Raw genomic sequence first — 24,832 nt, 5'->3', positions numbered from 1 at the left:
GTTTATGTGGTTTTAGATAGACACTCGGAAGTCTATTTGCTCATCCAATATGAAGGAATATCGCACATGCTTGTCGATCATGTAGCCGCAGGTCAAGATGACCAACCGCCAAAGAAACCCAAGTTTTATCAGATTCTTTATGTACAAGTGATCTTTGCAATTGTTGCCGGGATATTGCTTGGTCATTTCTTTCCTGAGTTTGGTGAGAGCTTGAAGCCATTAGGTGAAGCGTTCATTAAATTAGTAAAAATGATTATTGCGCCTGTAATTTTCTTGACGGTCGTGACAGGTATTGCAGGGATGAAGAATCTCGGCAGTGTGGGTCGTGTTACTGCTAAGGCGATGATTTACTTCTTGACCTTCTCAAGCTTAGCTTTGGTGATCGGTCTTATCGTCGGAAATGTGATTGAGCCGGGTCATGGTTTAAATATTGACCCAAGTACTTTGCACAGCACCAAAGTGGATGAATATGCGGCCAAAGCGCATGAATCTACTATTACTGGCTTTTTGATGAATATCATCCCTGACACTTTAGTCAGCCCATTTGTCTCAGGTCAAATTCTTCAAGTGCTATTTGTGGCTGTATTGTTTGGTTTAGCTTTGGCGAAATCAGGTGATTTAGGTCGTCCAGTGACGGACTTTCTACAACAGTTAACCAATCCTGTATTTACACTGGTGGGTATGTTGATGCGATTTGCGCCGATTGGTGCATTTGGTGCGATGGCATTTACGATTGGTGCTTATGGGATCAGCTCAATTGGTAATTTAATGTTGCTGATTGCGACTTTCTATATTACCGCTTTACTATTTGTCATTGTTATTCTAGGTGCTGTGGCACGCTATAATGGTTTCTCGATTATTGATTTAGTTCGTTATATCAAAGATGAGTTGTGGTTAGTACTTGGAACAAGTTCGTCAGAGGCGGCTTTACCGTCATTGATGGCGAAGATGGAAAAAGCAGGTTGTGAAAAGTCGGTGGTCGGTTTAGTAATTCCGACAGGTTATTCATTTAACCTAGATGGTACCAATATTTATATGACATTGGCAGCGTTGTTTATTGCACAAGCATGTAATATTGAATTGACCCTGACTCAACAAATTACGATCCTTTTGGTTGCAATGCTCAGTTCTAAAGGTGCAGCAGGGATTACAGGTGCAGGTTTCATTACTTTGGCTGCGACACTTTCAGTTGTACCTGCCGTCCCAGTAGCTGGTATGGCATTGATCTTGGGGATCGACCGTTTTATGTCAGAGTGCCGAGCTTTAACCAATTTAGTGGGGAATGCTTGTGCAACGATTGTGGTTGCGAAATGGGACAATGCTTTGGATAAAGAACAACTTGATCACGTGTTGAAACATCGTCCGACAGAAAAAGAAGTGTAATACCTTCTACCTTTTAAAAGCCCCGATGCCTCGCATATGGGGCTTTTTTATTTGGTGCTGTACTTGCAATGTAATAACCGTAGCTTTTTATCGAGCTTCATGGCAGCATTTCTATCGATATTCAGACTCATTTTGCCCCTATGCAGCTTTATTATTTTTATCGTCATCACAGTGAAAATACGATTTTTATTAGTGTGCAACAACAAACAGAACATACGCTTGAGTTTTTATGGGTCGATAGTTTGAGACAGGATTTGGTCAATCATACCGAGTCTTGGCAGAAAAACATTTATGAGCACACAGGGCTGGTATTGAATGAATTTCATATGCGAGATTTGCTTAATATTGAGCATCCTTGTGCTTTCGATACCGTTGAAGAGTACGATCTCTTAGTATTTCGGAAGTTGATTAGTCCTGATGATCAGATTTTAGAAAGTGATGGCATTTCAGAATCACATGAAAGTGTCTTTGGTTTAGCCACCACACCGATGAGTTTTATTCTAACGCCGAGTGTTTTAGTGAGTGTGCGAGAGCAGGGTAATAAGGCAGTAGAAAATTATATTCAGCGTATTCAAGTGATTATGGAGCGGGCAATTGCTGAACAAAATAAGCCACGTAAATTACCCAGTACACCTGCTGATCTATCTTTAAGATTACTGAATAGCATGATTGATGGTTATTTGAATTTGCGTACACCATTGACACGTCGTGTTGAATATTGGCAACAGCAACTTTTGCAGGGCAACCGCCGTTTTAAACAGTGGCATCAACTCTTTCATGAAGATATGGCATTCCAGCAAATCGAAAATTTATGTGAGGAACAAATAGAGACCTTACAGGAGTTTCGAGATGAGTTAGTTGATAATTATCATCATGTTGTTGGTGAACATAAGCATAAGAATCAAGACATTCTCTTGGTTCGTCTCAATGATTTAATGAGTCATGTGGAACGGGTACAAAAGCATACTTTGCGTTTAAGAAATGCAATCCAATCGGCAATTGATTTACATTTCTCTGCGATTGCCAATCAAACCAATGAAAATATGCGTATTCTGGCAATTATTACCGCAATCTTTGCGCCATTAACCTTATTGACTGGGGTATATGGAATGAACTTTGAGTTTATTCCTGGGCTGAAATCACCTGTTGGATTTTGGATTATGCTCGCGGTGATGATGATGAGCACGGTGGTATTACTGTACTACTTTTATCAGCAACATTTGGTTGGACGTGGTGAGCGTAGTGTGATTGATTTACTGGCACAACAGCATAAACAGCGCAATGTTAATTTGTTATGGTTCTTGGATTATGAGCCGATTAAGCAAACGCTAAAAGAAGTCGAGAAAATGACTAAACTGAAATAATGAGTTTAGTCTAGTCATTGATATCGATATGATGGCTTAATGAAAGTGTTTGAGCTGCTTGCGGAGTTGTTGTACTTCATCAATTAAGTCAAGCATGATTGCAACGGCAGATAAGCTTGCATCGAAATCACGTTGTAAACGATAGGCTCGACGTGCCCGAGCGACATCCTCACCAATAAATTGATAACTTTGCGGATCGACTTTGATCTGTAATATATCGTAATCAATCAGTTTTAAGACCCAATCAGTACTTTGACCACATGCCTCTGCAAAATGCTCAAGATCAAGTGCCAATTGTTCATCAATGATTTCAACTTGGTAGTGACCGTTATATTGAATTTCTTTGTATTGAATGGTTGTCATGAGCTTACTCCTTATGAGGCACGAGGTCGGAATGAAGGAAAGGCATCGGCAAATTGTTGATAAGCCTGTTGCTCTTGTTCATTGTGCGCTGGCGGTAAAACAATATTAATAATCAGGTATAAATGCCCTGCGGTTTTGTTTGGTATTCCTTTATCTTTGAGACGTAGTTGTTGTCCATTTTTGGCATTTTTCGGTAAATTGACTTTGAGCTGCCCAGCAGGAGTATTGACTTCGATGCTTTGCCCTAAGCCTGCTTCCCAAGGACTCACATCAATGGTTTGATAAACATCAGCCCCTTCAACTCGGATTCGGTCGGTATCTTTATATTGGATTTCAATATACAGATCGCCATTTTCACCGCCATTGATACCACTTTGTCCTTGACCATTTAAGCGGATTTGTTGACCCTCTTTCATTCCTTTTGGAATTTTGACCTCTAGGGTTTTACGCTGTACTTCTGGTTCACCATACACATTATAGGTTGGGATTTGTAGTGTGATTTGTTGAGTTGAACCGTGGTAGGCAATCTCTAAATCAATTTGAATACTGGCATGTTGATCTTCACCTCGATGGTTACGTTGCTGGCGTTGCGAACGTTGTTGCCCGCCACCAAAGCCTGAACCAAAGCGACCAAATAAGTCTTCAAAACCACTAAAGTCTGCACCATCGCCTGAACTTTGACGATAGAACTGTGAGCCATCAAAGCCACTTTGATTGCCTTGTCCGAAATTGGAAAAGCCCTGTGGATGATCTAACATTTGATCGTATTCCGCTTTTTTTTCGGGATTACTTAAGGTGTCATAAGCGACATTAATGGCTTGCATTTTGGCTTCAGCATCAGTTTCTTTACTAATGTCTGGATGATATTTACGCGCCAGTTTTCGATAGGCTTTTTTGATTTCATCTGCTGCGGCATCTCTGGAAACACCCAGCTCTTCATAATAATTTTTTGCCATTACTTATCATCTAATCTATTGCTTTTCGTTCTATTATTTGATGATTGAGACAGAAAGGATAGAGGTGTTGTGTTTTGATCTTGTTTCAAAAAATTGAAAGAGCAACAGCTAACTTAATTTACTGAGGGGCATTGATGCAATATTGGAAGTGCAATGGATTCATGATTTTGTTGATGAGCCGTGTTTAATCTATGGAGAACTAAATGATGAAATTGAAGAAATTCGTAAAATCGAAGTTTTTAGAGGTGGTTAGTGAGAGTGTTTAAGTATTGATGGGCTTGAATATTTTAGTTTTAGCTCAAAATATAATTGGTTATTTAAAGACGTAATAGAAGCTGATCCACAAATTATTATTGAAATCATATAAAAAGAAGCATTTGAAAATATTTGGAATCAGGCAATGATAAAGACCAGTTGTATTGATGAATGAAATAACTCCCATGTGTCTATAACACAGGAGTTATTTGGGGTTAACTCAAATGCTCACCAAACAAACCTAAAGCTTCTTCTGCTGAAAACTCATAACGGGTATTACAGAATTGGCAATCCATTTGAATTGGGTTTTGTGCTTCTAAAGTTTCATGTACTGCATCAACGCCAATCTGAATCAGGGCATTGGCACAGCGTTCTTTTGAGCAGGTACAACCAAACTTTAACTGCTCGACTTCAGGTAAACGCACTTCTTCTTCGTTGTAAAGGCGATATAGAATTTCATTGGCTGAAAGATCAGTCAGTTCTTCTGGTTTCAGGGTTTCAGTCAACATGGTTAAACGTGGCCATAAGTCTTCATCGACTAACTTTTGCTCTTCTTCGTCATTGCGTGGAAGCAATTGAATCAATAAGCCACCTGAACGTTTACTATTGGTTGCTAATACGATATGCGTCGGAATCTGTGCAGACAGATCATAATATTGAGTCAAACAACCTGCCAAAGTCGGTTGATCAAGCGGTACGATACCTTGATAACGTTCGCCGTGTTCAGGTTCAATATTAATAAACAATACTGGATTGATTAAGGCAGCAAGCACAGTACGACTGTCCGTGCCTTCGACAAAGCGTGGATCTTCCTCATAATCAGCTAAGGCACGAACTTCACCTAAATGGTTGCATTCCGCCATAGCCCATTTGAATGTGCCACTTGCTTGAATTTGTAAGCTAATACAACCACGGATTTTCAATGTACTTGCAAGTAGGGCAATTGCACTTAACATTTCACCCAATAGGCTTTGTACCGCAGGCATATATTCACGTTGCGCCAAAATGGTTTGTAGTGTTTCTTCTAAATGAACGACTTCACCACGAATAGGGCAATCTTCGATAAAAAAGCGTTGGCGTAAATCAGACATATTTTTCTCCAGTATCCCCTCAGGGGAAAACAAAGCAACGCTTTGCCTTGTAAAGCACTCTGGGCTTTATAAAAAGGGCATGGTTATGCAGTCAATAATGGTGTCAGTTTGCCAAAACTCAAGATGTTCCATTGAGTGAATTTGCATCACTTTGTATGTTTTGATCACTGCTCGTGCGATTTGACACGAAAGCTTTTGTGTTTTCAAACAAATACTCGAGCTCTGCCATCGCATTTGGATAATTTTCAATACACTCTTCTTCTAGGTGAATCCAATGTTGCTGTTCAAGTAATCGTTCATCTTCTTGTTTAAATAATGCAATTTGAGCTTGAGCTTCTTCAACTGAAAGCCCAGTTTGGATCAGTGCCTGCTGAGCCAGTGCTAATGATGAAGCATAGGTTTCACGCCAAATATGCAGTACATCTAAATCATGGAGTAAATGGGTGTGGTGTCGATCACGCGCACGGACAAATAAAGTTAAATCTGGATAATTTAAACGAAGGTGACGTGTCAAATTCATACTGTCTTCAACATCATCAATTGCAAGAATCAATAATTTGCAATATTCGATACCTGCGGAGCGTAGATTTTCGACTTGAGTGACATCAGCATCAAAGAAACGATGTCCATATTGCTCAATAAAATGGGCATCAGGTTGATTACTATCAATCACACTAAACCGTTTGCCTTGCGCATGTAAAGTACGTGCAACCACTTGCCCAAAACGACCGAAACCGATAATTAAAATAGGGTGCTGTGGAATATCTTCAATTTGTACAGCAACTTGTTTATTTAGTCTTGGTGAAATTTTTGTATCAAATAGCCAATACAGGAGTGGGGTTAGTAACATAGAACCAAAGATGATCAGTAAGCTAGATGTCACTAAATTGTTGGTGATTAAATTTTCACTTTCTGCCAGTTTGAGCAAAATAAAAGCCAGTTCACCACTTTGCGCAAGTGTGAGTGCAAAAAGCGTACTCAGTTTGGCATGGCGTTGCTGGTAATAACTCATCGCGGCAATAACAGCAACTTTGATCAAGACCAAACCGAAAATCGAACCTAAAATGAATAATGGGGATTGCCTTAAAGGCTCAAGTGAAAGTCCTAAGCCAATCGTAAGGAAAAATAGCCCAACCATCGGCTCTTTAAAAGGCTGAATAATCCGTTCAACTTCAGCTTTAAACTCGGTCTCAGTTAAGAGTAATCCTGCTAAAAATGCACCAATCAAAACATGAATATTGAGAACCTCCATAATTAAAATAACAGAGAGCACAATCAATAAACTCAAAACGGGGATTAATTGAATACTGCCTCTACCTGCTAAAAATCGGAAAGCTGGTCGAACTACATAACGACTTGCTAAAAACAAACCTGAAATGGTCGCAATAATCGCAGCAAAATAAGCAATACCGTGTCGTGTGGAAGCAGTATCTTCAAGTAAAGGAAAGAGTGAAATGAAGATCACAGCAATAAAAGCTTGAAATTGCAAGGTGGCTAAGCTTGCTTGTCCAAGTTTGCTATTGAGTTGCTGTTTTTGTTGAAGTAATTGTTGAGTTAATACAACTGAAGAAAAGGCTAAGGCAAGTCCAAGAATGATACTGGTGAGCAAGTCATGCAAGTATAAATAACAGATACTGATGAGTAGGGTCGCAATGAACGCAAGTTGTGTACCACTATTTTTCAGAATCGCATGACGTTCTAGCCAAAGTTGTTGTGGTCGAAAGCTAAAACCGATCCAAAACATCACCATCATCATGCCCAAGAGCAAGAGTTGGTTGATGAATTGTACATCTTCAATAAGTCCTAAAATACTTGAGCCAAGTAAAAGTCCTGCCATGAGATAACCCAAAACAGGAGTGCCGATGTAGCGTTTTGCTAGAGGAACAAAAATTAAAGTTGCAGCCAGTAAAAAAATGATCGGTAGCAGTAAAGACATTGAATGCCTCAAATTTTTCTATTAGGTTCAGACTAACTCAAATGAGTCGCATGTAAAAATAGTATCTGAAATATGATGGTTGGAAACATCATTTTTAACTCAGTGGGAGAATACGTTACGTCGTTGATCTCAAATGTATGTTGGATAAGCAATATTCATGTTACCAGTCTCGATCACGAAGGATGGGTGATCAAGTGAAATGCAGTATCAATCCTCTTTGAAAAAGCACTTGATCGCTTTTCACATCAGACTATTCAATTAACTAAACTCTTGTGGATCAACATCAATCGAGAGTCTCAGCAGATGCTGACGCGGTAAATGTACCACTTGCTGCCACCACTGACGTAAATAGAAATGCAGTTTTGCACGATCGGCAGACAAAATCACCATATGCGCCCTATAGCGTCCTGCTTTACGTTCCATCGGTGCAGGAATTGGCCCCCAAATATCCACGATATCGCCAGCGATTGTCCGTAATTGTTGCGCAATGTCCGCTAAAAATTGTTGGCTATAGTCTCGATCCTTAGATTCAACCCGAATCAATACTGCATAACGATACGGGGGGAGCATGGCAATCTTGCGATCAGCCAGCATTTGTTTGGCGACAGTACGGTAGTCATGCTCAATTAACGTCGTCAACATCGGGTGATCGGGACGCAAGCTTTGTAAATAGACACTACCTTTATGTTCACCACGACCAGCGCGCCCTGCTACTTGTACAATCAGTTGTGCAGTTCGTTCAGGCGCACGAGGGTCGACGCTGAGCAAGCCTGCATCAATATCTAAAATGGCAACTAAAGTGACATGAGGGAAGTGATGACCTTTGGCGAGCATTTGCGTGCCCAATAAAATACTGGGTTTATTTTGTTGAATACGGTCATAAATCTTCTGCCAACTGCCGACTCGACTGGTGCTGTCTCGATCGACTCGAATCACTTCATTGTGGGGAAACAATTCTTGTAAGTGTTCTTCAAGTTTTGCTGTTCCTGCACCTATGGTTTTTAAGCTTTGTTTTTGACATGCAGGACAATGCTCCGGAAGACGATTGATGGTACCGCAATGGTGGCAATGCAAATAATGATAGGGCTGAGCGTGTAGGGTAAAGTGCGCATCACAATGTGGGCAATTGGCTTGCCAACCGCAGCTTTCACACATCAAAACAGGAGCATAACCACGTCGATTTAAAAAGATGAGTACCTGTTCTTTACGCTCTAGGGTGTGTTTGATCTGCTCAAGTAAGCTTTGACTGATGCCATGCTTCTTTTTGGCAATTTTTAAATCAATGACATGCATTTTTGGTAAAACAGCAACACCCGCACGTTGATTTAGTTCAAGCAAGTGCAACTTGCCTGATTCCACCAAATGATAGCTATCAATACTCGGGGTGGCAGAACCGAGAATGACGGGACAGCCTTGCAAATGCCCACGATATAACGCCACATCACGGGTATGGTAACGGAAACCTTCTTGTTGCTTATACGAGAGATCATGTTCCTCATCAAGGATGATCAAACCTAATCGAGGCAGTGGCGTATAGGTCGCAGAGCGAGTGCCAATAATAATCGAGGCTTTACCTGTTTGAGCCTGTTGCCATGCCTGTAAACGCTTCGAGTCATTTAAACCTGAGTGCAATAACGCTACATCACAATGAAAACGTGATTTAAAACGAGCAACGGTTTGAGGTGTGAGACCAATTTCAGGGACTAACACCAGCACTTGTTTGCCTTGTTTTAACACGTCATACATGACTTGCAAATAGACTTCAGTCTTACCACTGCCTGTCAAGCCATCAAGTAAAAATGCTTGATAATGATGGAGTGCTTTTAGGATTTGCTGAATGGATTTTTTCTGATCTTCATTCGGTGTTAAGGGAACTTGAGCCAATTGCACAGGTGTTGGGGTGAAATCATGTGGTTCAAGACAACATTCAACCAGACCTTTTTTCTCTAGTGCTTTGAGTGTAGCTGTTTCGATACCACTGAGATTTAAAATATTTTCGGTTGTACCATGTAGATGTAGTTTGAGAATTTGGTAAGCATCATATTGTTTTTGAGAACGTTTTAATAAAGCATCAGGGTTGTCATTTGGGATAATTTTCCATTGATGAAATAGAATATCTAAAGCTCGTCCTTGCCTTAGTAGCGAAGGTAAGGCGCTTTGCATGACCTCACCAATTGGGAATTGGTAATATTGTGCTGACCATGTCAACAAAGTTAAAACTTGTTGATCTAGAATTGATTCCTGATCGAGTAATTCCGTGATGGCTTTAAGTTTGAATTGCCCTGTGAATAGGTCATTGGGATCAACTTTTTCAGTAATGATTCCAATCAGATTTTGCCGACCAAATGAAATCGCAACACGTGCGCCAACCTGTGCTTGATCGTATTGCTCAGCACTGACCGTATAGTCAAACGTGTCATACACATAAACGGGTATTGCAACTCGAATACGGTACAGAATAGCGTTAGAATTTGGGGTAGGCATAAAGGCTTCAATCACGTGTAAAATGGCATGACTGCATGTCATGGAATTATGCTAAAGTGCAGTGCGTTATGTTGATAAACATAAATGAATATGAATGATTCCACGACACGGATGCAACAGTAACGACAACTATTTTGGGACAATTACAACAGAACCATGCCTGCTTATCAATTTACTGCTCTTGATGCTTCTGGAAAGCAACATAAAGGTGTGCTTGAAGGGGATTCTGCACGCCAAATTCGTCAACAGTTGCGAGATAAAGCATGGACACCCATTGCGGTCGATGCCGTTGAGCAAAAAGATAAACAACAACAGCGTTCTTGGTTTGCAAAAAGCTTTAGTGCTTATGACCTCGCATTGATGACGCGCCAACTTTCAGTTTTGGTTGCTGCGGGGATTCCATTGGAAGAAGCATTACGTGCGGTCAGTAAACAAAGTGAAAAGACTCATGTACAAAACTTATTGATTGCGGTGCGTTCCAAGGTTTTGGAAGGGCATTCATTAGCACAAAGTATGCAACAAGCAGGTCGTTTCCCTGAGCTTTATATTGCAACGGTTGCGGCAGGCGAACGCTCTGGGCACCTCGATCTGATTTTAGATCAGCTCTCAGACTACACTGAAAACCGTTTTGCGATGCAAAAGAAAATTCAGGGTGCGATGATTTATCCAATAGTCCTCATGCTGATGTCATTCGGGATTGTGATGGGCTTGATGACCTATGTTGTACCTGAGATCGTCAAAACTTTTGAGCAAAGTAAAGAAGCCTTGCCTTGGATTACCGTAGCGCTCATGAAAGCGAGTGCCTTTATTCGACATACATGGATCGGAATGCTGATTCTCGCTTTTATTGCGATCATTCTATTTACCCGCTTTCTAAGAACAACCGCAGGGCATTATGCCTTTGACCGATTAACACTCAGGTTGCCACTATTTGGTAAACTTTCACGTGGTATAAATGCAGCACGTTTTGCCAGTACCTTATCGATTTTAACTCGCTCAGGCGTACCATTGGTTGAAGCTTTACGTATCGGTGCGGAAGTCAGTAATAACTGGGTGATTCGTGATGCAATTGAAGTGGCGATGGAGCGTGTAACAGAAGGTGGTAATTTGGCAACACAATTGGAGCGTTGCGGTTATTTTCCCTCAATGATGGTACAAATGATTCGAAGTGGTGAAGCTTCTGGTGAATTAGATCGAATGTTAGATCGAGCTTCAACCATGCAAGATCGTGAGGTAACGACGTTTATCTCAACTTTATTGGCTTTACTCGAGCCGTTGATGCTGATTTTTATGGCAGCAATTGTATTGGTGATTGTGATTGCGGTCATGTTGCCAATTATTAATATGAACAATATGATCTGATGAGTGACATGAAAGAGATGGATATGAATAAGCAAAAAATGCAGCGTAAGATGATGAACAAACAGTCTGGATTTACACTCATTGAAGTGATGGTTGTTATTGTAATTTTAGGTGTTTTGGCTGCATTAATCGTTCCGAACGTAATGGGACGTGGTGAAAAAGCCAAAGTTGATACGACGAGTATTACGCTCAAAGGCGTTGCTGGCGCTTTGGATCAGTATAAATTGGATAATGGTCGTTACCCATCCATGCAAGATGGTGGTTTAGATGCTTTGGTCAACAAACCTGCGGTCGCTAAAAACTGGTTGCCAGGTGGTTATGTTAAAGGTGGTTATCCAAAAGACAGTTGGGAAAATGATGTTCAGTATGTGATTCCAGGTCGTGAAGGTCGCGCATTTGATTTATATTCATTTGGAGCAGATGGTAAAGAAGGTGGTGAAGGTAATGATGCAGATATTTATTATCAGCCATAATTTTTAAATAAGGCAATATCACTTCATTTTTAAATAAAATAAATAGGGAATGAAGTGATAATGTTTTTTAATTGAGTTTTTAATGCAAGTATTTGAAAAATATAAAATTAAAAATATTGTGCATATTGAGATTTATAATAAGAATTATTCCCATGTTTAATAGTTACAAGAAAAATAAATTATGCAGAAAAATAGACTTCTTATTAAGATCAAAGCTTTGCATAATAAATTCAGACCATTTAAATCAGGTATGGAGAGAACAGATGAAAGCATTTCTTGTGTTAGATGAACTCAATCAGTTTCATTGGGCAATGCTGAAATCTGTGTTGTTCATTTTAAGCCTATTACCGATGAGTGAAGGTGCTTTGTCCTTATGGCAAACGACTGAGGGTAGTAGCCAAATAATGATTGGTTTTTTTGCGCTGAGTATGTTGAGTGCATGGTTTGTGCTTTGTTTTTTAAGTGCTTTAAAAACCAGTGTTTGGAATAATCATGAGCTGATTTCTAAATATGAACAATTGTTATTTAATGCCTACCGTTATATCCCAATGTTATTTTTATCGAGTTTAGTGGCTTATTTATCGGTACAATTCTCTATCCTAATTTAAATATTTTAGATCGCTTGATTTAAAAACGTAGATATAAAATCTACGTTTTTTATTGCCTATATTCTAAGTAGGTTGAACCAATATGATTGTCATTTTACGAACGACTGGCAGGACTAAAAGCAAAACAGGAAAAGCGATTAGCCATGAAATTCCCCAAGCTGACATCCACATCGTAAAAGAGAACTGCTCAAAGCCCATACTTTTGAGCGTACTAATACATGACACAATAAAGGTCATAATAATGGATAAGAAGAAAGGTAAAACAATTGAAGCGTAACGATTTGGAATCTTTTGAAAATTAAAAGAAGATTTTGAATTCTGCATTTTTTACTCCGTAAACCAACAAACGCCAGTGCCTAATCACGATAAAAAAATATCATGATCAAATAGCCCCAAGCATTGTTGGAGATATGTTGGCACGTTGATTGACGTAAACGTTTACGGCTTTATGATGAGCAGAATTAATTTATCATGAAGTACTACAAATAAAAATAGTTATTATTAATGAAAATTACTATTCAATATGCAGATATCTGTTCTTATTGTTTATTTCCCAGAGTTCGATGAACATCTGGGAAATAAGGTTTCTATTATTTATCTTCGTGATTTAAACGAAATATCGACTTTGCGTGGACGATAAATCCAACCCAAAATGAGTAAAAAAACTGAAAAAATCAGAATTGGATAATCACTCAAACGGTTATATAGCGTTTGCCCTTGCATAGCAGGTAAATCACCACGTAATACAAATTCCTGATCTAAAGGAGCTTGTTTCACAATATGCCCATTGTGATCAATAAACGCTGTCACACCCGTATTGGTCGCGCGAATAAACCAACGCCCATTTTCTTTGGCACGCATTTGTACCATTTGTAAATGTTGCCAAGGGCCTGCTGTACCCGTGAACCAAGCATCATTTGATACGGTGATTAAAAAATCACTATTTGTTGCATTGCGACGGGTGAGGTTTGGATAAGCCACTTCATAACAAATGGCAGCAGCAAGTGCATGTCCTTTGATGGTGAGCGGCTTTTGGTCTGCTTCCCCACGTGAGAAACCACTCATACTGATATCATTTTGCATCGCGGGTAAAACCCATTTCAGCATACCTGATAATGGAATATATTCACCAAAGGGCACAAGACGTTGCTTCTTATATAAGCCATGTGAATCACTGCCTGATGCCATAATACTGTTGTAATACAGTGGCTCACCGACTTGCTGAGACTTAGGCATATCCCAATAAGGAATCCCTGTTACCCAAGCGCTATCCGCTTTTTTTGCTTGAGTATCCATTGCTTTTAAAAACTCTGGAATATCGGTTTGAAATAATGGAATAGAGGATTCAGGCCAAACAATGAGATCACGTCCCCATTCAGCACGGGTGAGGGTGGCATAGATTTCTAGGGTCTTAATTTGATATTCAGTCAACCATTTGAGGTCTTGAGGAATATTACCTTGAATCAATGACACACTTAGCGGTTTGGCTGTTTTGGGTTGAACAAATTGAATGAATCCAGAGCCCCATGCGCCTAACACTAGCAGCGCTGAAGGAACAGCCCAAAACCAACGACGATTTAAAATTTCAACAAGGGCACAGGCAAGTACAATCACAACGAAAGAAACGGCATAGACACCAAATAAAGGTGCATAACCATCTAATAATCGTTCAGTAAATGCATAGCCTGCAAACAGCCATGGAAAGCCTGTGAAGACCCAAGTCTTTGCCCATTCGAATAATACCCAAATAGGGGCAAAGGTTAAGGGGGTTTCAGGGAAAAAGCGGCGGTACAACCAAGTTTGAAAAGCACTAAATAAGCCCATTGCAGTTGCCATAAAGGCAATCATTAAAATGCTTAAAAATGCGTTGGTATCACCATAGGTATGGATCGAGGTATAGAGCCAAAATGCACCCACAAACCATAAACCAAAACCATAAGCCCAACCTAAAGCAAAAGCTTGTCTCGGGCTACGTTGACGTAGAACCGCATAAAGTAATGCGGGTGATAAGATCGCTAACCACCAGAAATAATACGGTGCTAATGCCAAACTAAAGATTGCACCTGAAATCAGCGCAATCAGAAGTGGAAAAACAAAAGGAACTTGTTTTTGTGGTTGAGATAAATTTAATAGCTTTTCAAAATAGCTTCTCATTGACGGACAGCTCGAATCAGATGAATAGTGCGTGCATCTGCTTCAATAATGGTAAATTGCCAATCGCCAAGCTCAATGGTTTGACCTTGTAAATCGCTGACTAAACCAATCTCTTGCAGCAGTAAACCGCCCATAGTTTCAACTTCATCGTCAGAAAAATCTGCATCTAAAATAGTATTGAAATGTTCAATTGGTGTAAGTGCTTGCACGATCCACGTATTTGCTGTGGTTGGGTCATTATCTGGGACGATATACAGTGCTTCTTCATCGGCAATATCATGTTCATCTTCAATCTCGCCCACAATTTCTTCAAGAATATCTTCAAGTGTGACTAAGCCAGAGGTTGAACCATATTCATCAATCACAATCGCGATATGTGTTTGTGTATTTTTTAACATACGCAAGACTTGATCTGAACGAGCGCTTTCAGGCACGAAGACAGGTTGGCGCATCAGTGAATGAATATCAACTTTGACATGACGCTCGGTTAGGAAAGGTAAAAGGTCTTTCGCTAATAAAATACCGACCACATTATCGCTTTGATCTGCTGAAAACACGGGGAAACGTGAATGTGCAGAATCAATCAGTACATCCAAAATATCTAGCAGTTGATCATCTTCTTGTAAGCTGATAATCGCTGTGCGTGGCGTCATCACTTCTCGAATCTTTGTTGCTGGGAGATCAAGTACGCCCTCAAGCATCGCCACTGTATCTGGTTCTAAAAAGCGACGTGAGTCTTGAACTAACTTGAGTAATTCATCGCGGGTTTCAGGTGCAGTACCTAACCATTTTCTTAAGCCACGCATACCCCACGACGGACTGGATTCCTCGATCATGATCTTTCCTAAAGACTCTCTATATCAATTAGATGATTTTCATCATACCGAAGAAAAAGCGGATATGCATCAATAAAACTATGTAATAAACGTACAGTTTTCTAAAAGGCGGTTGAGGATTTTTATCTGATGACTTTATGGTAAAATATGAACATTAAAATAGATGAGTATGATGATGTCTGAACAACCTCAACTTCCTGCGGTTCAACTGAATACTAGAGGCTTGCGTTGCCCTGAGCCAGTCATGATGTTGCATCAAGCGATTCGTAAAGCAAAATCAGGTGATATTGTTGAGGTACTTGCCACAGACCCTTCTACCTCATGGGATATTCCAAAATTTTGTATGCATCTTGGGCATGAGTTACTGCTTAAAGAAGAAAGCCTCGATGCAAATAGTCATACCGAATATCGTTACTTAGTACAAAAAGGCTAAGTTTTGGTTTCTACATATATTTCAGGTTTATTGTTAGGTTTCTCTTTAATTCTAGCGATTGGCGCACAAAATGCTTTTGTATTGAAACAGGGGTTGTTAAAGCAACATGTGTTTTGGGTTTGCCTTGTTTGTGCATTATCCGATGCAGTTTTGATTTGCTTTGGTGTCTTCGGTTTTGCATCGATTTTGAGTCAGCAGGTAGGGCTGATTCAAGTCATGAAATATTTTGGTGCTGCCTTCCTATTTATTTACGGCTTACGTAGTTTTTATAACGCCTATAAATCCAATAGTGGTCTCGTTGCTTCAATACAACCGACTACAACATTGGCACAAACTTTGATGTTATGTTTGAGTTTTTCTTGGTTAAATCCACATGTCTATTTAGATACAGTGGTGTTGCTCGGCTCAATTTCAGCACAATATACTGATAAAGTGGCGTTTGCAGCAGGAGCTGTTTCTGCGTCTTTCTTGTTCTTTTTTAGTCTGGGTTTTGGTGCTCGTTTGCTACGTCCTGTTTTTGCCAATCCGAAAGCATGGAAATTGCTTGATGGGATCATTGGGGTGGTGATGTGGATGATTGCACTTTCATTGTTGCGCTAAATTTAAGAAATAAAAAATCCGAGTCTAAACTCGGATTTTTGAATGATATTACATATTCGGGTAGTTAGGACCACCACCACCCTCAGGAGTTACCCAAGTAATGTTTTGTGATGGATCTTTGATGTCACAAGTCTTACAGTGTACGCAGTTTGCTGCATTGATCTGGAAGCGCTTAGAACCATCATCATTTTCCATGATTTCATAAACACCAGCAGGGCAGTAGCGTTGAGCAGGCTCATCCCATTTTGGTAAGTTTACATTCACTGGCACTGATGGATCAGTCAGCTTCAAGTGAGCAGGCTGGTTTTCTTCATGTACTGTATTCGATACGAAGACTGAAGATAAACGGTCAAAGGTCAACTTACCATCTGGTTTTGGATAGTTTGGTTTGAACGTTGATGCATCTACAGTTTTAAGCGCAGCAAAGTCTTGTTTTAAATCGTGTAACGTAAATGGGACTTTAAGGATATTTTGATCGATAAAGTTAAATGCACCACCAATCCAAGTACCAAACTTGTGCATTGCTGGACCAAAGTTACGCGCTTGATATAACTCTTCTTTTAACCAAGAATTATTGTACTTATCTGTATAAGCAGTTAACTCTTTAGCAAAATGGTCATCACCTTCAAGCGCGCGAGCAATCGCAAGATCACCACCTTTTTCTACGCCAGCAGCAATCGCTTCGAATACTGCTTCACCACACAGCATACCTGACTTCATTGCTGTATGTGAGCCCTTGATTTTTGAGAAATTCAAGAAACCAGCATCATCACCAATTAAGCAACCGCCTGGGAAAGTCAGTTTAGGTAAAGAGTTGAAACCACCTTTCACAACCGCACGTGCACCGTAAGAAATACGCTTACCACCTTCTAGGAATTGCTTAATGGTTGGGTGTGTTTTCCAACGTTGCATTTCCATAAATGGATACATATTTGGATTTTCGTAAGATAAGTCTACGATCATACCTAAAGTTACTTGGTTGTTCTCAGCGTGGTATAGCCACCAACCACCAGCAGAACCAGTTTCAGATAAAGGCCAACCCGCACCATGCATGACTAGACCTGGTTTGTGTTTAGCTGGGTCGATTTCCCAAAGTTCTTTAATCCCGATCCCGTAATGTTGTGGATCAGCATCTTTATCAAGATTATATTTTGCAATTAAACGCTTACCGAGGTGACCACGGCAACCTTCAGCAAACAAGGTATATTTTGCATGCAGTTCATAACCAGGCGTGAAGTTATGTGTTGGCTCACCATTTTTGCCAATCCCCATATCACCTGTTTGAATCCCTTTTACCGTACCATCTTCATGGTAAAGTACTTCAGAAGCAGCAAAACCTGGGAAGATAGAAACTTCAAGTTCTTCAGCTTTTTGACCTAACCAACGCACAACATTACCAAGAGAAATGACATAGTTCCCTTCGTTATGCATTGATTTTGGTACCATCCAATACGGCATTTTTTGTGCTTTGGTATCAGAGAGTAAGAAATAGGTTTCGTCGTCCGTTACAGGAACGTTTAATGGCGCACCTTCTTCTTTCCAGTTCGGAAACAATTCATTCATGGCACGTGGTTCAAGTACAGCACCAGAAAGGATATGCGCACCTACTTCAGAGCCTTTTTCAACAACACATACAGAAAGATCAGGTAGGTTGTTTTCAATCGCTAATTGACGAATTTTAATCGCAGCAGATAAACCCGCAGGGCCTGCGCCTACGATCACTACGTCAAACTCCATCGCTTCACGTTCGATGTGTTCCATGTAGGACTCCTCATATTTTTAAGGGTGGCAACCGTAATATTGCGATTCGGCGCTGCCATGAGTGTTCTGAATTGCCAAACACAAATGTTATGATTGTGCTTGCAAACGTTTGGGATAGTATAGTTTTAAACCTTGATCTCGCCAATTGGCTGAGCGGTCATATTTTCTCGTCAGCAAGGCATAAACTATGATAAATGAAAATGATTCTCCACTAAACCCTTTAGAAAATCAGGGAAAAATCGTGTTTCCTGATGATAGAAACTTAATGAACATTTCACAATACTTAAAAGATGTACAGCAAAGTCACAAAAGGTCAATCCCACCTTTAGACCAATGGCATCCAAATCATTGTGGCAAGATGAATTTACAGGTAAAAGCCAATGGAGAATGGTGGCACGAAGGTCAATTGATCAAGCGACAAGCGCTATTGGATTTATTTAGTACGGTGCTATGGAAAGAGGATGGTAAATTTTATCTCAAGACACCTGTTGAGCAAATTGAAATTGAGGTTGAAGATGAGCCTTTATTGATCAATCAGGTGGATCAAATTGAGATTGAAAATAAACTTTATTTGCAACTGACAACAATCAATCAAGATGTGATCATTGTGGATGAAAAGCATCCTATTTTTATGCGCGAATATGCGGGGGAGTTACGTCCTTATGTCCATGTCCGTTTTGGGATCAATGCGTTGATTCAACGCCAAAGTTTTTATCATCTCGTGAACTACGGTTCTTTGTCTGAAAATGTACAAGGTGAAACAGTTTTAACATTAAAAAGTGGTGATTTGGTCTTGCATTTGAGCACCTGAGGTTTAAGCTTAAAAGATTAGATAGACAAGTGCTTATGTGTGTATGACAGCAATTCAACCTATACCTTTCTTATTAAATCCTATGCCGCATGCATCTTCAGATGCACCGATTGGGGTTTTTGATTCGGGAGTAGGCGGATTGTCGATTGCACAAGAAATTGCTCAACATTTGCCAAATGAACGTATTCTCTATTATGCAGATACCGCTCATGTTCCATATGGTGCTCGTTCAGATCAGGAAATTCGTCAATTAACAGCACAAGCAATTGAATGGCTTTATCGTCAAGGCTGTAAAATCGCGGTGGTTGCTTGTAATACGGCTTCGGCGTTTAGTTTGGATTATTTACGTGAGCATTATGGCGAACGTTTCCCGATCGTTGGGTTAGTTCCAGCATTAAAACCTGCGGTCATTCAGACACAGTCCAAAGTGGTCGCAGTGCTTGCAACACCAGCAACATTTCGTGGTCAGTTGATCAAAGATGTTGTGATGAAATTTGCTGAGCCTGCGGGAGTGAAAGTTTTAGCTGTAACAAGTTTAGAACTGGTGCCTTTTGTTGAATCTGGGCAGCAAATGAGTCAAGGTTGTTTGAGTGTTTTGGAAGAAATCTTGCAGCCTGTCGTGACTCAGGGTGCGGATTTTTTAGTGTTGGGTTGTACGCATTATCCATTTCTTAAACATGCGATTCGTCAGGTTTTTGGTGAAAAATTAAGATTAATTGACTCTGGGCAGGCAGTCGCACGACAAACTGCATATATTTTGATAAAAAATAGGTTATTATGTGACAAAATAAGTCATAATATTACACGTATTGAGTGTTATGTCAGCGGTAATAATGCGATTGAGTTAACATTAGTACTCAAACACCTACTACCAGAACAACTAACATGGACGATTCGAAATTTAGATGATATTACTCTTAAGTGATTAAAGTATAACCATATTTGGGGTTTTATCTGGGTTATCTATTAATAAAATTTAAGCAAAATAGCTTAAAATTATTGATAAGTGAATTGGGGCTTAGCCTATGCAAGATACTCGTTATCAAGTGTTTATTTCTACGTCTGGCAATGAAATGCAACCAGAACGAGCGGTTTTGACTCAGACTTTAGTGGGTATGGGTTTCTTTTCATGGGGCTTAGAACAACGTACACCATTAAGTACTTCGATTGCTCGTCGTCAGATTGATGACTGTGATTACGTTGTGATCTTGTTAGGTAGTCAGTACGGAGAACAATCTGTTTCGGGTGTCGGTTATATGCATCTGGAATATATTTATGCGATGACCAAACAGAAGCCCGTTATTGTATTTATGCATGAAGACCCTGAATCTCGTGAGTCTAACTTGCATGACAATAAGCCAGAATTAAAAGAAAAATTTAAAGAATTTAGAAAGCAACTCCAACATGAAGTTGACCAAGTCTTTAGCTACCGTACCTTACGTGATTTAGAACTTGCGGTGCGTTCAAACATGCCACAAATGTTAGAGCGTTATCCTGTAGTAGGGTGGGTGCGCCCACAAAACACACAGGTTTTACAAGATGAGATCGATACTTTACGTGCCAAAGTCAAACAACTCGAAACAGAGATGGGAAGTCGCGAAGCTGATCCAATTTCGACTGTGCTTAAGGTTTCAATGCATGAGCTGTATTCATTTGAATATCGTATGCATGCTTATCAAGATGGTAATTTCAAAGAAGTTAAACCATTTCGTAAAATGACATGGGCACAATTACTCAATGTATTGGGTTCGTCTTTTGTGATCCCAACACCTGAAGAATATTTTTCTAAACGTATGAATGAATATTTGAATGAAACAGGTTTGGAAGATGCGCGTGTAGAAATGCCAAGAGCGCATGCAGTTTCTCGTGCGCAAATTAATATTCGTGCATTGCATGAGATTAAGATGCAGATGCGTCAGAATGAATGGATTATGCCAACTGGGCGTGATGATCGCCAACGGATGTTATGGCAATTAACTCAGAAAGGTCAGAAGCTCTTGGAAAGTAATATTTTAGATAGTAATCGAGTTTTTCAAATGAAGACTATGCATTAATTCCATTTAAAAAATAATGATAAAACTGCTAAAGTAATTGAAGAAATTCAGTTATAGCGGAAGCGATCTATGTCAGCTACACCAAAACCAAAAGTGACTGTGATTTTAGCAAATTTAGGTACACCAGACGAAGCCACTGTGCCCGCAGTACGCCGATTCTTAAAACAATTTTTATCAGATACACGAGTCATTGAAATCCCCAAACCGATTTGGTGGATTATTTTACATTTATTTGTCCTGACATTCCGTCCCAAACGAGTGGCTGAGGCTTATGCTTCCGTGTGGTCAAAAGATTCTCCGATGCGTGAAATCGTACTTGAGCAAACACAATTGATTAAACAACGCTTAACAGATGAGAATCATCAATTTGACCTCACGGTTGTAGCCGCAATGACCTATGGGCAACCGAGTATTTATACTGTTTTTGAGCAACTTGAAAAAGATCCGCAAGAGCATGTCATTCTTTTACCCTTGTTTCCGCAATATTCAGCTACATCAACAGCCCCTCTTTATGATGCTGTTGCAAAATGGATTCCCAAACAACGCCATTTACCTGGGTTCACGTTAATTAAAGATTATTATCAACATCCAATGTTTATTCAGGCATTGGCTGATAGTGTTTTAAATTATCAAACCAAATATGGTAAAGCTGAAAAATTATTGATGTCTTTTCATGGGATTCCACAACCTTATGCGGATAAAGGCGATCCCTATGCTGATCGTTGTCGCATGACAGCGAAATTGGTGGCTGAGGCCTTGCATTTACATGAGCATGAATGGGCTATTAGTTTCCAATCTCGCTTTGGTAAGCAGGAATGGGTGAAGCCATATACGGATGTGATTTTACAGCAATGGGGTGAGCAAAAAGTTAAATCAGTGCAAGTATTGAGTCCTGCATTTTCGGCGGATTGTTTAGAAACATTGGAAGAGCTAGCGATCCAGAATAAAGAACTGTTTCAACATGCTGGCGGAGGAGAATATGCTTATATTCCTGCTTTGAACAGTGATCAAGCGCATATTGATTTGCTTGCCAGTCTAGTTCAGGCTAATCTTGATGCCCTCACTCATACCTTAGCCCATCGTTAAATTGATGTTTTATTTCGCCAGAGGTTTTTTATGTTGCAAGTCAAAATTGTACCCGTTACTGCATTTGCCCAAAATTGTTCTATTCTTTGGGATAGTGAAAGTAAAGATGCTGTTTTGATTGATGCAGGTGGCGATGCTGCTGTACTCAAACAACAAGTAGAAGCACTCGGTTTACATGTTAAAGCACTTTGGTTAACGCATGGGCATCTTGATCATGCAGGTGCGGTGGGTGAACTTGCTGAGACATGGAATATTCCAGTGATTGGGCCGCATAAAGAAGATCAGTTTTGGCTTGATATGATTCAAGAAGTCTCAGCACGCTATGGTTTCCCGATCCCACAACCTGTCAAAGTTGATCAGTGGTTAGAAGGTGGAGAAACGTTGAAACTGGGTGAAGATGAGTTTGAAGTCCGTTTTGCGCCAGGTCATACCCCAGGTCATGTGATGTTCTATAATGCCAAACATGGTTTGCTATGGACAGGTGATGTATTGTTCAAAGGTTCGATTGGGCGTACTGATTTTCCAAAAGGCAATCATCAGCAATTACTCGATTCAATTCAACGAGAATGCTTTAGTTTGCCTGATGAAACTCAATTTATTTCAGGTCATGGACCCATCAGTACCATTGGCTATGAAAAGCAATTTAACCCATTCGTTGCAAGCAAGGCAGGTTAGTCCTCGTAATCATCTTCTTGGCGTTGTAAGCCTGCTTGAGGGGCATCTTGAGTAGGTACTTTATATTCATCACTTGCCCAAGCACCTAGGTCGATCAATTTACAACGTTCTGAGCAAAAAGGACGAAATTCATTAGCTTCCCAAGTGCTAGCTTCACCACAACGGGGGCAGGGAAATGTACGTGGCATAGAAAATTCCTAAAACATAAAATAAATAGATTAGGCAAAAGTAAGGTGAGTTGTTAGACTTATGCCGATTTTTAGATAGTTTGATGAGATTATGTCGATTCGTCAATTTCAAGCACAACGTATGCAAGTGCCTCGTGATTTTACTGCCATTCCCAATACACCGATTTGTGTCGAAATTGGTGCTGGAAAAGGCAAACATGCCTTATTGTTTACTGGGCAACATCCGCACACAGCGTTGTATGCAATTGAACGAACCAAAGAAAAGTTTGTAGCGATGCAAAAGCAGCATCAACTAGAGCCACGTGAATATTTACATCCAGTACATGCCGATGCCTTGCCGTGGGTGGTACATGCTTTGTTTCCAGCTCAAGTGGAACAATTTTTTATTCTTTACCCAAACCCAGAGCCGCATAATCCTGCACAGCGTTGGCTCAATATGCCATTCTTTGAGTTCTTACTGTCTCGCCTTCAGCCCAATGGTACGATTACGCTCGCAAGTAATATCCCTGCATATATTGATGAAGCAGAACAGCAGTTACTTGAGCTGTGGAAATTACCGTATGAAAAACAAAGAATTGCAGCAGATTCTGCACGAACTCATTTTGAAATTAAGTACTTAGAACGTGGCGAGTTGTGCCAACAACTGATCATTCGTAAACCAGAAGGCTATACAACCCGTTTTGATGATTTTGCACCTTTGCAAGGGCAGAATACTCAAGAGAACCTTGATGTCTAAACGCATTGCGATTATTGGTGCAGGCCCAGCGGGTTTGATGGCTGCTGAAGTGCTGAGCCAATATGATTATGAAATCGACGTCTTCGAACAAAAACCTTCGGCTGCCCGTAAGTTTCTTATGGCAGGAAAAACGGGTTTAAATATCTCACATGCTGAACCGGTAGAGACTTTTGTACAGCGCTATGATCGTGCGGATTGGTTGAGCCCTTGGGTGAAACAATGGGATGCTCAATGGATTCAAAACTGGATGCGAAGCCTGGGTATTGATGCCTATGTGGGAAGTTCGGGGCGTGTGTTTCCTGTGGAAATGAAGGCAGCACCGTTACTTCGTGCTTGGTTAAAACGCTTGATTCAGAATGGTGTGAAATTTCATTATCGCCATCGTTGTATCAATTTATCTAACAATCAACTCACGATTGAAAATCAAACGCAGCAGTTCACAGCAAGTTATGACGCGATTATTTTGGCATGTGGTGCGGTGTCATGGTCACAATTAGGCAGTGATGGGGCTTGGCAGCAATGGCTTTCCAGCGATGAAATTGAGCCATTTCAAGCCAGCAATGCAGGTGTACTGAAACAATGGTCGCCGTTTATGCAAGATTGTTTTGGTCAGCCACTCAAACGAGTTGATGCGTGGGTTACATCTGAGCGAAAGACACATGGTGATATCATCATTACTCATTATGGTTTTGAGAGTGGGGTAATTTATAAACTGGGACGTGATTTAAGAACACAGTTGAGCCAAAAGCAAAACTTACAATTACAACTAGACTTACTCCCTGATCTCAATATTGAACAATTAGAAAAAAAATTACAGGGCAATAAAAAGCAGTCACTTACCAACCTTTGGCGTAAAGCAGGCTTGGACAATGTCAAAATTAATTTACTGCGTGAGGTCGTCGCAAAGCATCTATGGTCAGATGCCCAGCAAATGGCACAGCAGATCAAACATCTCAAGATTTCGCTTGATGGTTTTCGTCCAATTGAAGAGGCAATTAGCTGTGCAGGAGGCGTGAAGCAAGTCGCAATGTCTCCGCAACTTCAATTGCAATCCAATCCTTATGTATTTTGCTGTGGTGAAATGCTGGACTGGGATGCTCCAACAGGGGGATATTTACTGACGGCTTGTTTTGCCACGGGCCGAGCAGCAGGGGAAGGTGTGTTTCACTTTATTCAGTCAGGTCGGTAATGCTGACGATCTCGTAAAGTGATTTGATGATTGA

The 24,832-nt window shown here is 40.3% G+C and carries 25 protein-coding genes; 15 read left to right on the top strand and 10 right to left on the bottom strand.

The window, feature by feature from the left end; translation table 11 throughout:
- Nucleotides 1-66: 66 nt before the first annotated feature.
- Together C502_RS0103195 and C502_RS0103190 are read left to right on the top strand one after the other, a co-directional pair.
- Nucleotides 67-1,383 carry a dicarboxylate/amino acid:cation symporter gene (locus C502_RS0103195; RefSeq protein ID WP_018677421.1) on the top strand — a complete coding sequence of 439 codons (1,317 nt, stop codon included), beginning with the start codon at nt 67-69 and terminating at the stop codon, nt 1,381-1,383.
- Nucleotides 1,384-1,523: 140 nt separating this feature from the next.
- On the top strand, nt 1,524-2,747 hold the full coding sequence (locus C502_RS0103190) for a magnesium transporter CorA family protein (RefSeq protein WP_018677420.1): 1,224 nt from the start codon (nt 1,524-1,526) through the stop codon (nt 2,745-2,747).
- Nucleotides 2,748-2,783: 36 nt separating this feature from the next.
- Here C502_RS0103190 and C502_RS0103185 read toward each other — a convergent pair whose 3' ends face one another.
- Nucleotides 2,784-3,110 carry a chaperone modulator CbpM gene (locus C502_RS0103185; RefSeq protein WP_018677419.1) on the bottom strand — a complete coding sequence of 109 codons (327 nt, stop codon included), beginning with the start codon at nt 3,108-3,110 and terminating at the stop codon, nt 2,784-2,786.
- 11 nt (nt 3,111-3,121) lie between these two features.
- Nucleotides 3,122-4,066, bottom strand: a complete 945-nt coding sequence (locus C502_RS0103180; protein WP_018677418.1) for a DnaJ C-terminal domain-containing protein — start codon at nt 4,064-4,066, stop codon at nt 3,122-3,124.
- Nucleotides 4,067-4,214: 148 nt separating this feature from the next.
- Here C502_RS0103180 and C502_RS19715 point away from each other — a divergent pair, with 148 nt between their 5' ends.
- On the top strand, nt 4,215-4,319 hold the full coding sequence (locus tag C502_RS19715; protein ID WP_369346758.1) for a DUF6881 domain-containing protein: 105 nt from the start codon (nt 4,215-4,217) through the stop codon (nt 4,317-4,319).
- A gap of 217 nt (nt 4,320-4,536) precedes the next feature.
- Here the strand turns inward: C502_RS19715 and hslO are convergent, their stop codons facing one another.
- The 3 genes from hslO to C502_RS0103160 all read right to left on the bottom strand — a co-directional run bounded on the left by hslO (nt 4,537) and on the right by C502_RS0103160 (nt 9,832).
- Nucleotides 4,537-5,412, bottom strand: a complete 876-nt coding sequence (hslO, locus tag C502_RS0103170; protein ID WP_018677416.1) for an Hsp33 family molecular chaperone HslO — start codon at nt 5,410-5,412, stop codon at nt 4,537-4,539.
- Between the two features lie 118 nt (nt 5,413-5,530).
- Nucleotides 5,531-7,348 (bottom strand): cation:proton antiporter domain-containing protein, encoded by a 1,818-nt coding sequence (locus tag C502_RS0103165; RefSeq protein WP_018677415.1) that lies wholly within the window; start codon nt 7,346-7,348, stop codon nt 5,531-5,533.
- A 258-nt stretch (nt 7,349-7,606) separates the two neighbouring features.
- Entirely contained in the window at nt 7,607-9,832 is a 2,226-nt protein-coding gene (locus C502_RS0103160) for a primosomal protein N' (RefSeq protein ID WP_035308244.1), read from the bottom strand.
- Between the two features lie 156 nt (nt 9,833-9,988).
- On the opposite strand from C502_RS0103160, the gene gspF reads away from it, so the two are divergent.
- The 3 genes from gspF (at nt 9,989) to C502_RS0103145 (ending at nt 12,275) form a co-directional block, all read left to right on the top strand.
- On the top strand, nt 9,989-11,194 hold the full coding sequence (gene gspF, locus C502_RS0103155) for a type II secretion system inner membrane protein GspF (RefSeq protein WP_018677413.1): 1,206 nt from the start codon (nt 9,989-9,991) through the stop codon (nt 11,192-11,194).
- 23 nt (nt 11,195-11,217) lie between these two features.
- On the top strand, nt 11,218-11,667 hold the full coding sequence (gspG, locus tag C502_RS0103150) for a type II secretion system major pseudopilin GspG (protein ID WP_035308241.1): 450 nt from the start codon (nt 11,218-11,220) through the stop codon (nt 11,665-11,667).
- Nucleotides 11,668-11,930: 263 nt separating this feature from the next.
- Complete coding sequence (locus tag C502_RS0103145) at nt 11,931-12,275, top strand: hypothetical protein (RefSeq protein WP_018677411.1); 345 nt, start codon at nt 11,931-11,933, stop codon at nt 12,273-12,275.
- A 63-nt stretch (nt 12,276-12,338) separates the two neighbouring features.
- Here the strand turns inward: C502_RS0103145 and C502_RS0103140 are convergent, their stop codons facing one another.
- From C502_RS0103140 to C502_RS0103130, 3 genes are all read right to left on the bottom strand, one after another.
- Nucleotides 12,339-12,599 carry a DUF2798 domain-containing protein gene (locus tag C502_RS0103140; RefSeq protein WP_018677410.1) on the bottom strand — a complete coding sequence of 87 codons (261 nt, stop codon included), beginning with the start codon at nt 12,597-12,599 and terminating at the stop codon, nt 12,339-12,341.
- A 270-nt stretch (nt 12,600-12,869) separates the two neighbouring features.
- Nucleotides 12,870-14,429 (bottom strand): apolipoprotein N-acyltransferase, encoded by a 1,560-nt coding sequence (lnt, locus tag C502_RS0103135; protein ID WP_018677409.1) that lies wholly within the window; start codon nt 14,427-14,429, stop codon nt 12,870-12,872.
- Entirely contained in the window at nt 14,426-15,265 is an 840-nt protein-coding gene (locus tag C502_RS0103130) for an HlyC/CorC family transporter (protein ID WP_023274603.1), read from the bottom strand. Before C502_RS0103130 ends, lnt begins: the two co-directional genes overlap by 4 nt.
- 175 nt (nt 15,266-15,440) lie before the next feature.
- Between C502_RS0103130 and tusA the strand changes: the two genes are divergently transcribed.
- The gene (gene tusA, locus C502_RS0103125; protein WP_018677407.1) at nt 15,441-15,698 is read left to right on the top strand and encodes a sulfurtransferase TusA; all 258 of its coding nucleotides are present in this window, start codon (nt 15,441-15,443) and stop codon (nt 15,696-15,698) included.
- 3 nt (nt 15,699-15,701) lie between these two features.
- Nucleotides 15,702-16,298 (top strand): LysE/ArgO family amino acid transporter, encoded by a 597-nt coding sequence (locus tag C502_RS0103120; RefSeq protein ID WP_018677406.1) that lies wholly within the window; start codon nt 15,702-15,704, stop codon nt 16,296-16,298.
- A gap of 48 nt (nt 16,299-16,346) precedes the next feature.
- Here C502_RS0103120 and C502_RS0103115 read toward each other — a convergent pair whose 3' ends face one another.
- Nucleotides 16,347-18,059: an electron transfer flavoprotein-ubiquinone oxidoreductase gene (locus C502_RS0103115; protein WP_018677405.1), complete on the bottom strand. Its 1,713-nt coding sequence runs from the start codon at nt 18,057-18,059 to the stop codon at nt 16,347-16,349.
- A gap of 187 nt (nt 18,060-18,246) precedes the next feature.
- Here C502_RS0103115 and C502_RS0103110 point away from each other — a divergent pair, with 187 nt between their 5' ends.
- The 5 genes from C502_RS0103110 to C502_RS0103090 all read left to right on the top strand — a co-directional run bounded on the left by C502_RS0103110 (nt 18,247) and on the right by C502_RS0103090 (nt 22,685).
- Nucleotides 18,247-18,870, top strand: coding sequence for a DUF1285 domain-containing protein (locus tag C502_RS0103110; RefSeq protein WP_018677404.1), 624 nt, complete (start codon nt 18,247-18,249; stop codon nt 18,868-18,870).
- A gap of 43 nt (nt 18,871-18,913) precedes the next feature.
- Nucleotides 18,914-19,795: a glutamate racemase gene (gene murI / locus C502_RS0103105; protein ID WP_018677403.1), complete on the top strand. Its 882-nt coding sequence runs from the start codon at nt 18,914-18,916 to the stop codon at nt 19,793-19,795.
- 100 nt (nt 19,796-19,895) lie between these two features.
- Nucleotides 19,896-20,924 (top strand): DUF4062 domain-containing protein, encoded by a 1,029-nt coding sequence (locus C502_RS0103100; protein WP_018677402.1) that lies wholly within the window; start codon nt 19,896-19,898, stop codon nt 20,922-20,924.
- Nucleotides 20,925-20,993: 69 nt separating this feature from the next.
- Nucleotides 20,994-22,010: a ferrochelatase gene (gene hemH / locus C502_RS0103095; protein ID WP_018677401.1), complete on the top strand. Its 1,017-nt coding sequence runs from the start codon at nt 20,994-20,996 to the stop codon at nt 22,008-22,010.
- Nucleotides 22,011-22,040: 30 nt separating this feature from the next.
- The gene (locus C502_RS0103090; protein ID WP_018677400.1) at nt 22,041-22,685 is read left to right on the top strand and encodes an MBL fold metallo-hydrolase; all 645 of its coding nucleotides are present in this window, start codon (nt 22,041-22,043) and stop codon (nt 22,683-22,685) included.
- Here C502_RS0103090 and C502_RS0103085 read toward each other — a convergent pair.
- Nucleotides 22,682-22,873 (bottom strand): DNA gyrase inhibitor YacG, encoded by a 192-nt coding sequence (locus tag C502_RS0103085; RefSeq protein WP_018677399.1) that lies wholly within the window; start codon nt 22,871-22,873, stop codon nt 22,682-22,684. The genes C502_RS0103090 and C502_RS0103085 overlap by 4 nt on opposite strands.
- 91 nt (nt 22,874-22,964) lie before the next feature.
- Here C502_RS0103085 and C502_RS0103080 point away from each other — a divergent pair, with 91 nt between their 5' ends.
- On the top strand, nt 22,965-23,609 hold the full coding sequence (locus C502_RS0103080; protein WP_018677398.1) for a class I SAM-dependent methyltransferase: 645 nt from the start codon (nt 22,965-22,967) through the stop codon (nt 23,607-23,609).
- Nucleotides 23,602-24,798, top strand: a complete 1,197-nt coding sequence (locus tag C502_RS0103075; protein WP_018677397.1) for a TIGR03862 family flavoprotein — start codon at nt 23,602-23,604, stop codon at nt 24,796-24,798. The genes C502_RS0103080 and C502_RS0103075 overlap by 8 nt, the downstream gene beginning before the upstream one ends.
- Nucleotides 24,799-24,832 lie beyond the last annotated feature (34 nt).

This window comes from Acinetobacter tjernbergiae DSM 14971 = CIP 107465, assembly GCF_000374425.1.
GTDB lineage: Bacteria > Pseudomonadota > Gammaproteobacteria > Pseudomonadales > Moraxellaceae > Acinetobacter > Acinetobacter tjernbergiae.
Note: the sequence above shows the minus strand (reverse complement) of the source record. Positions and strands in the feature narration are given on the sequence as shown.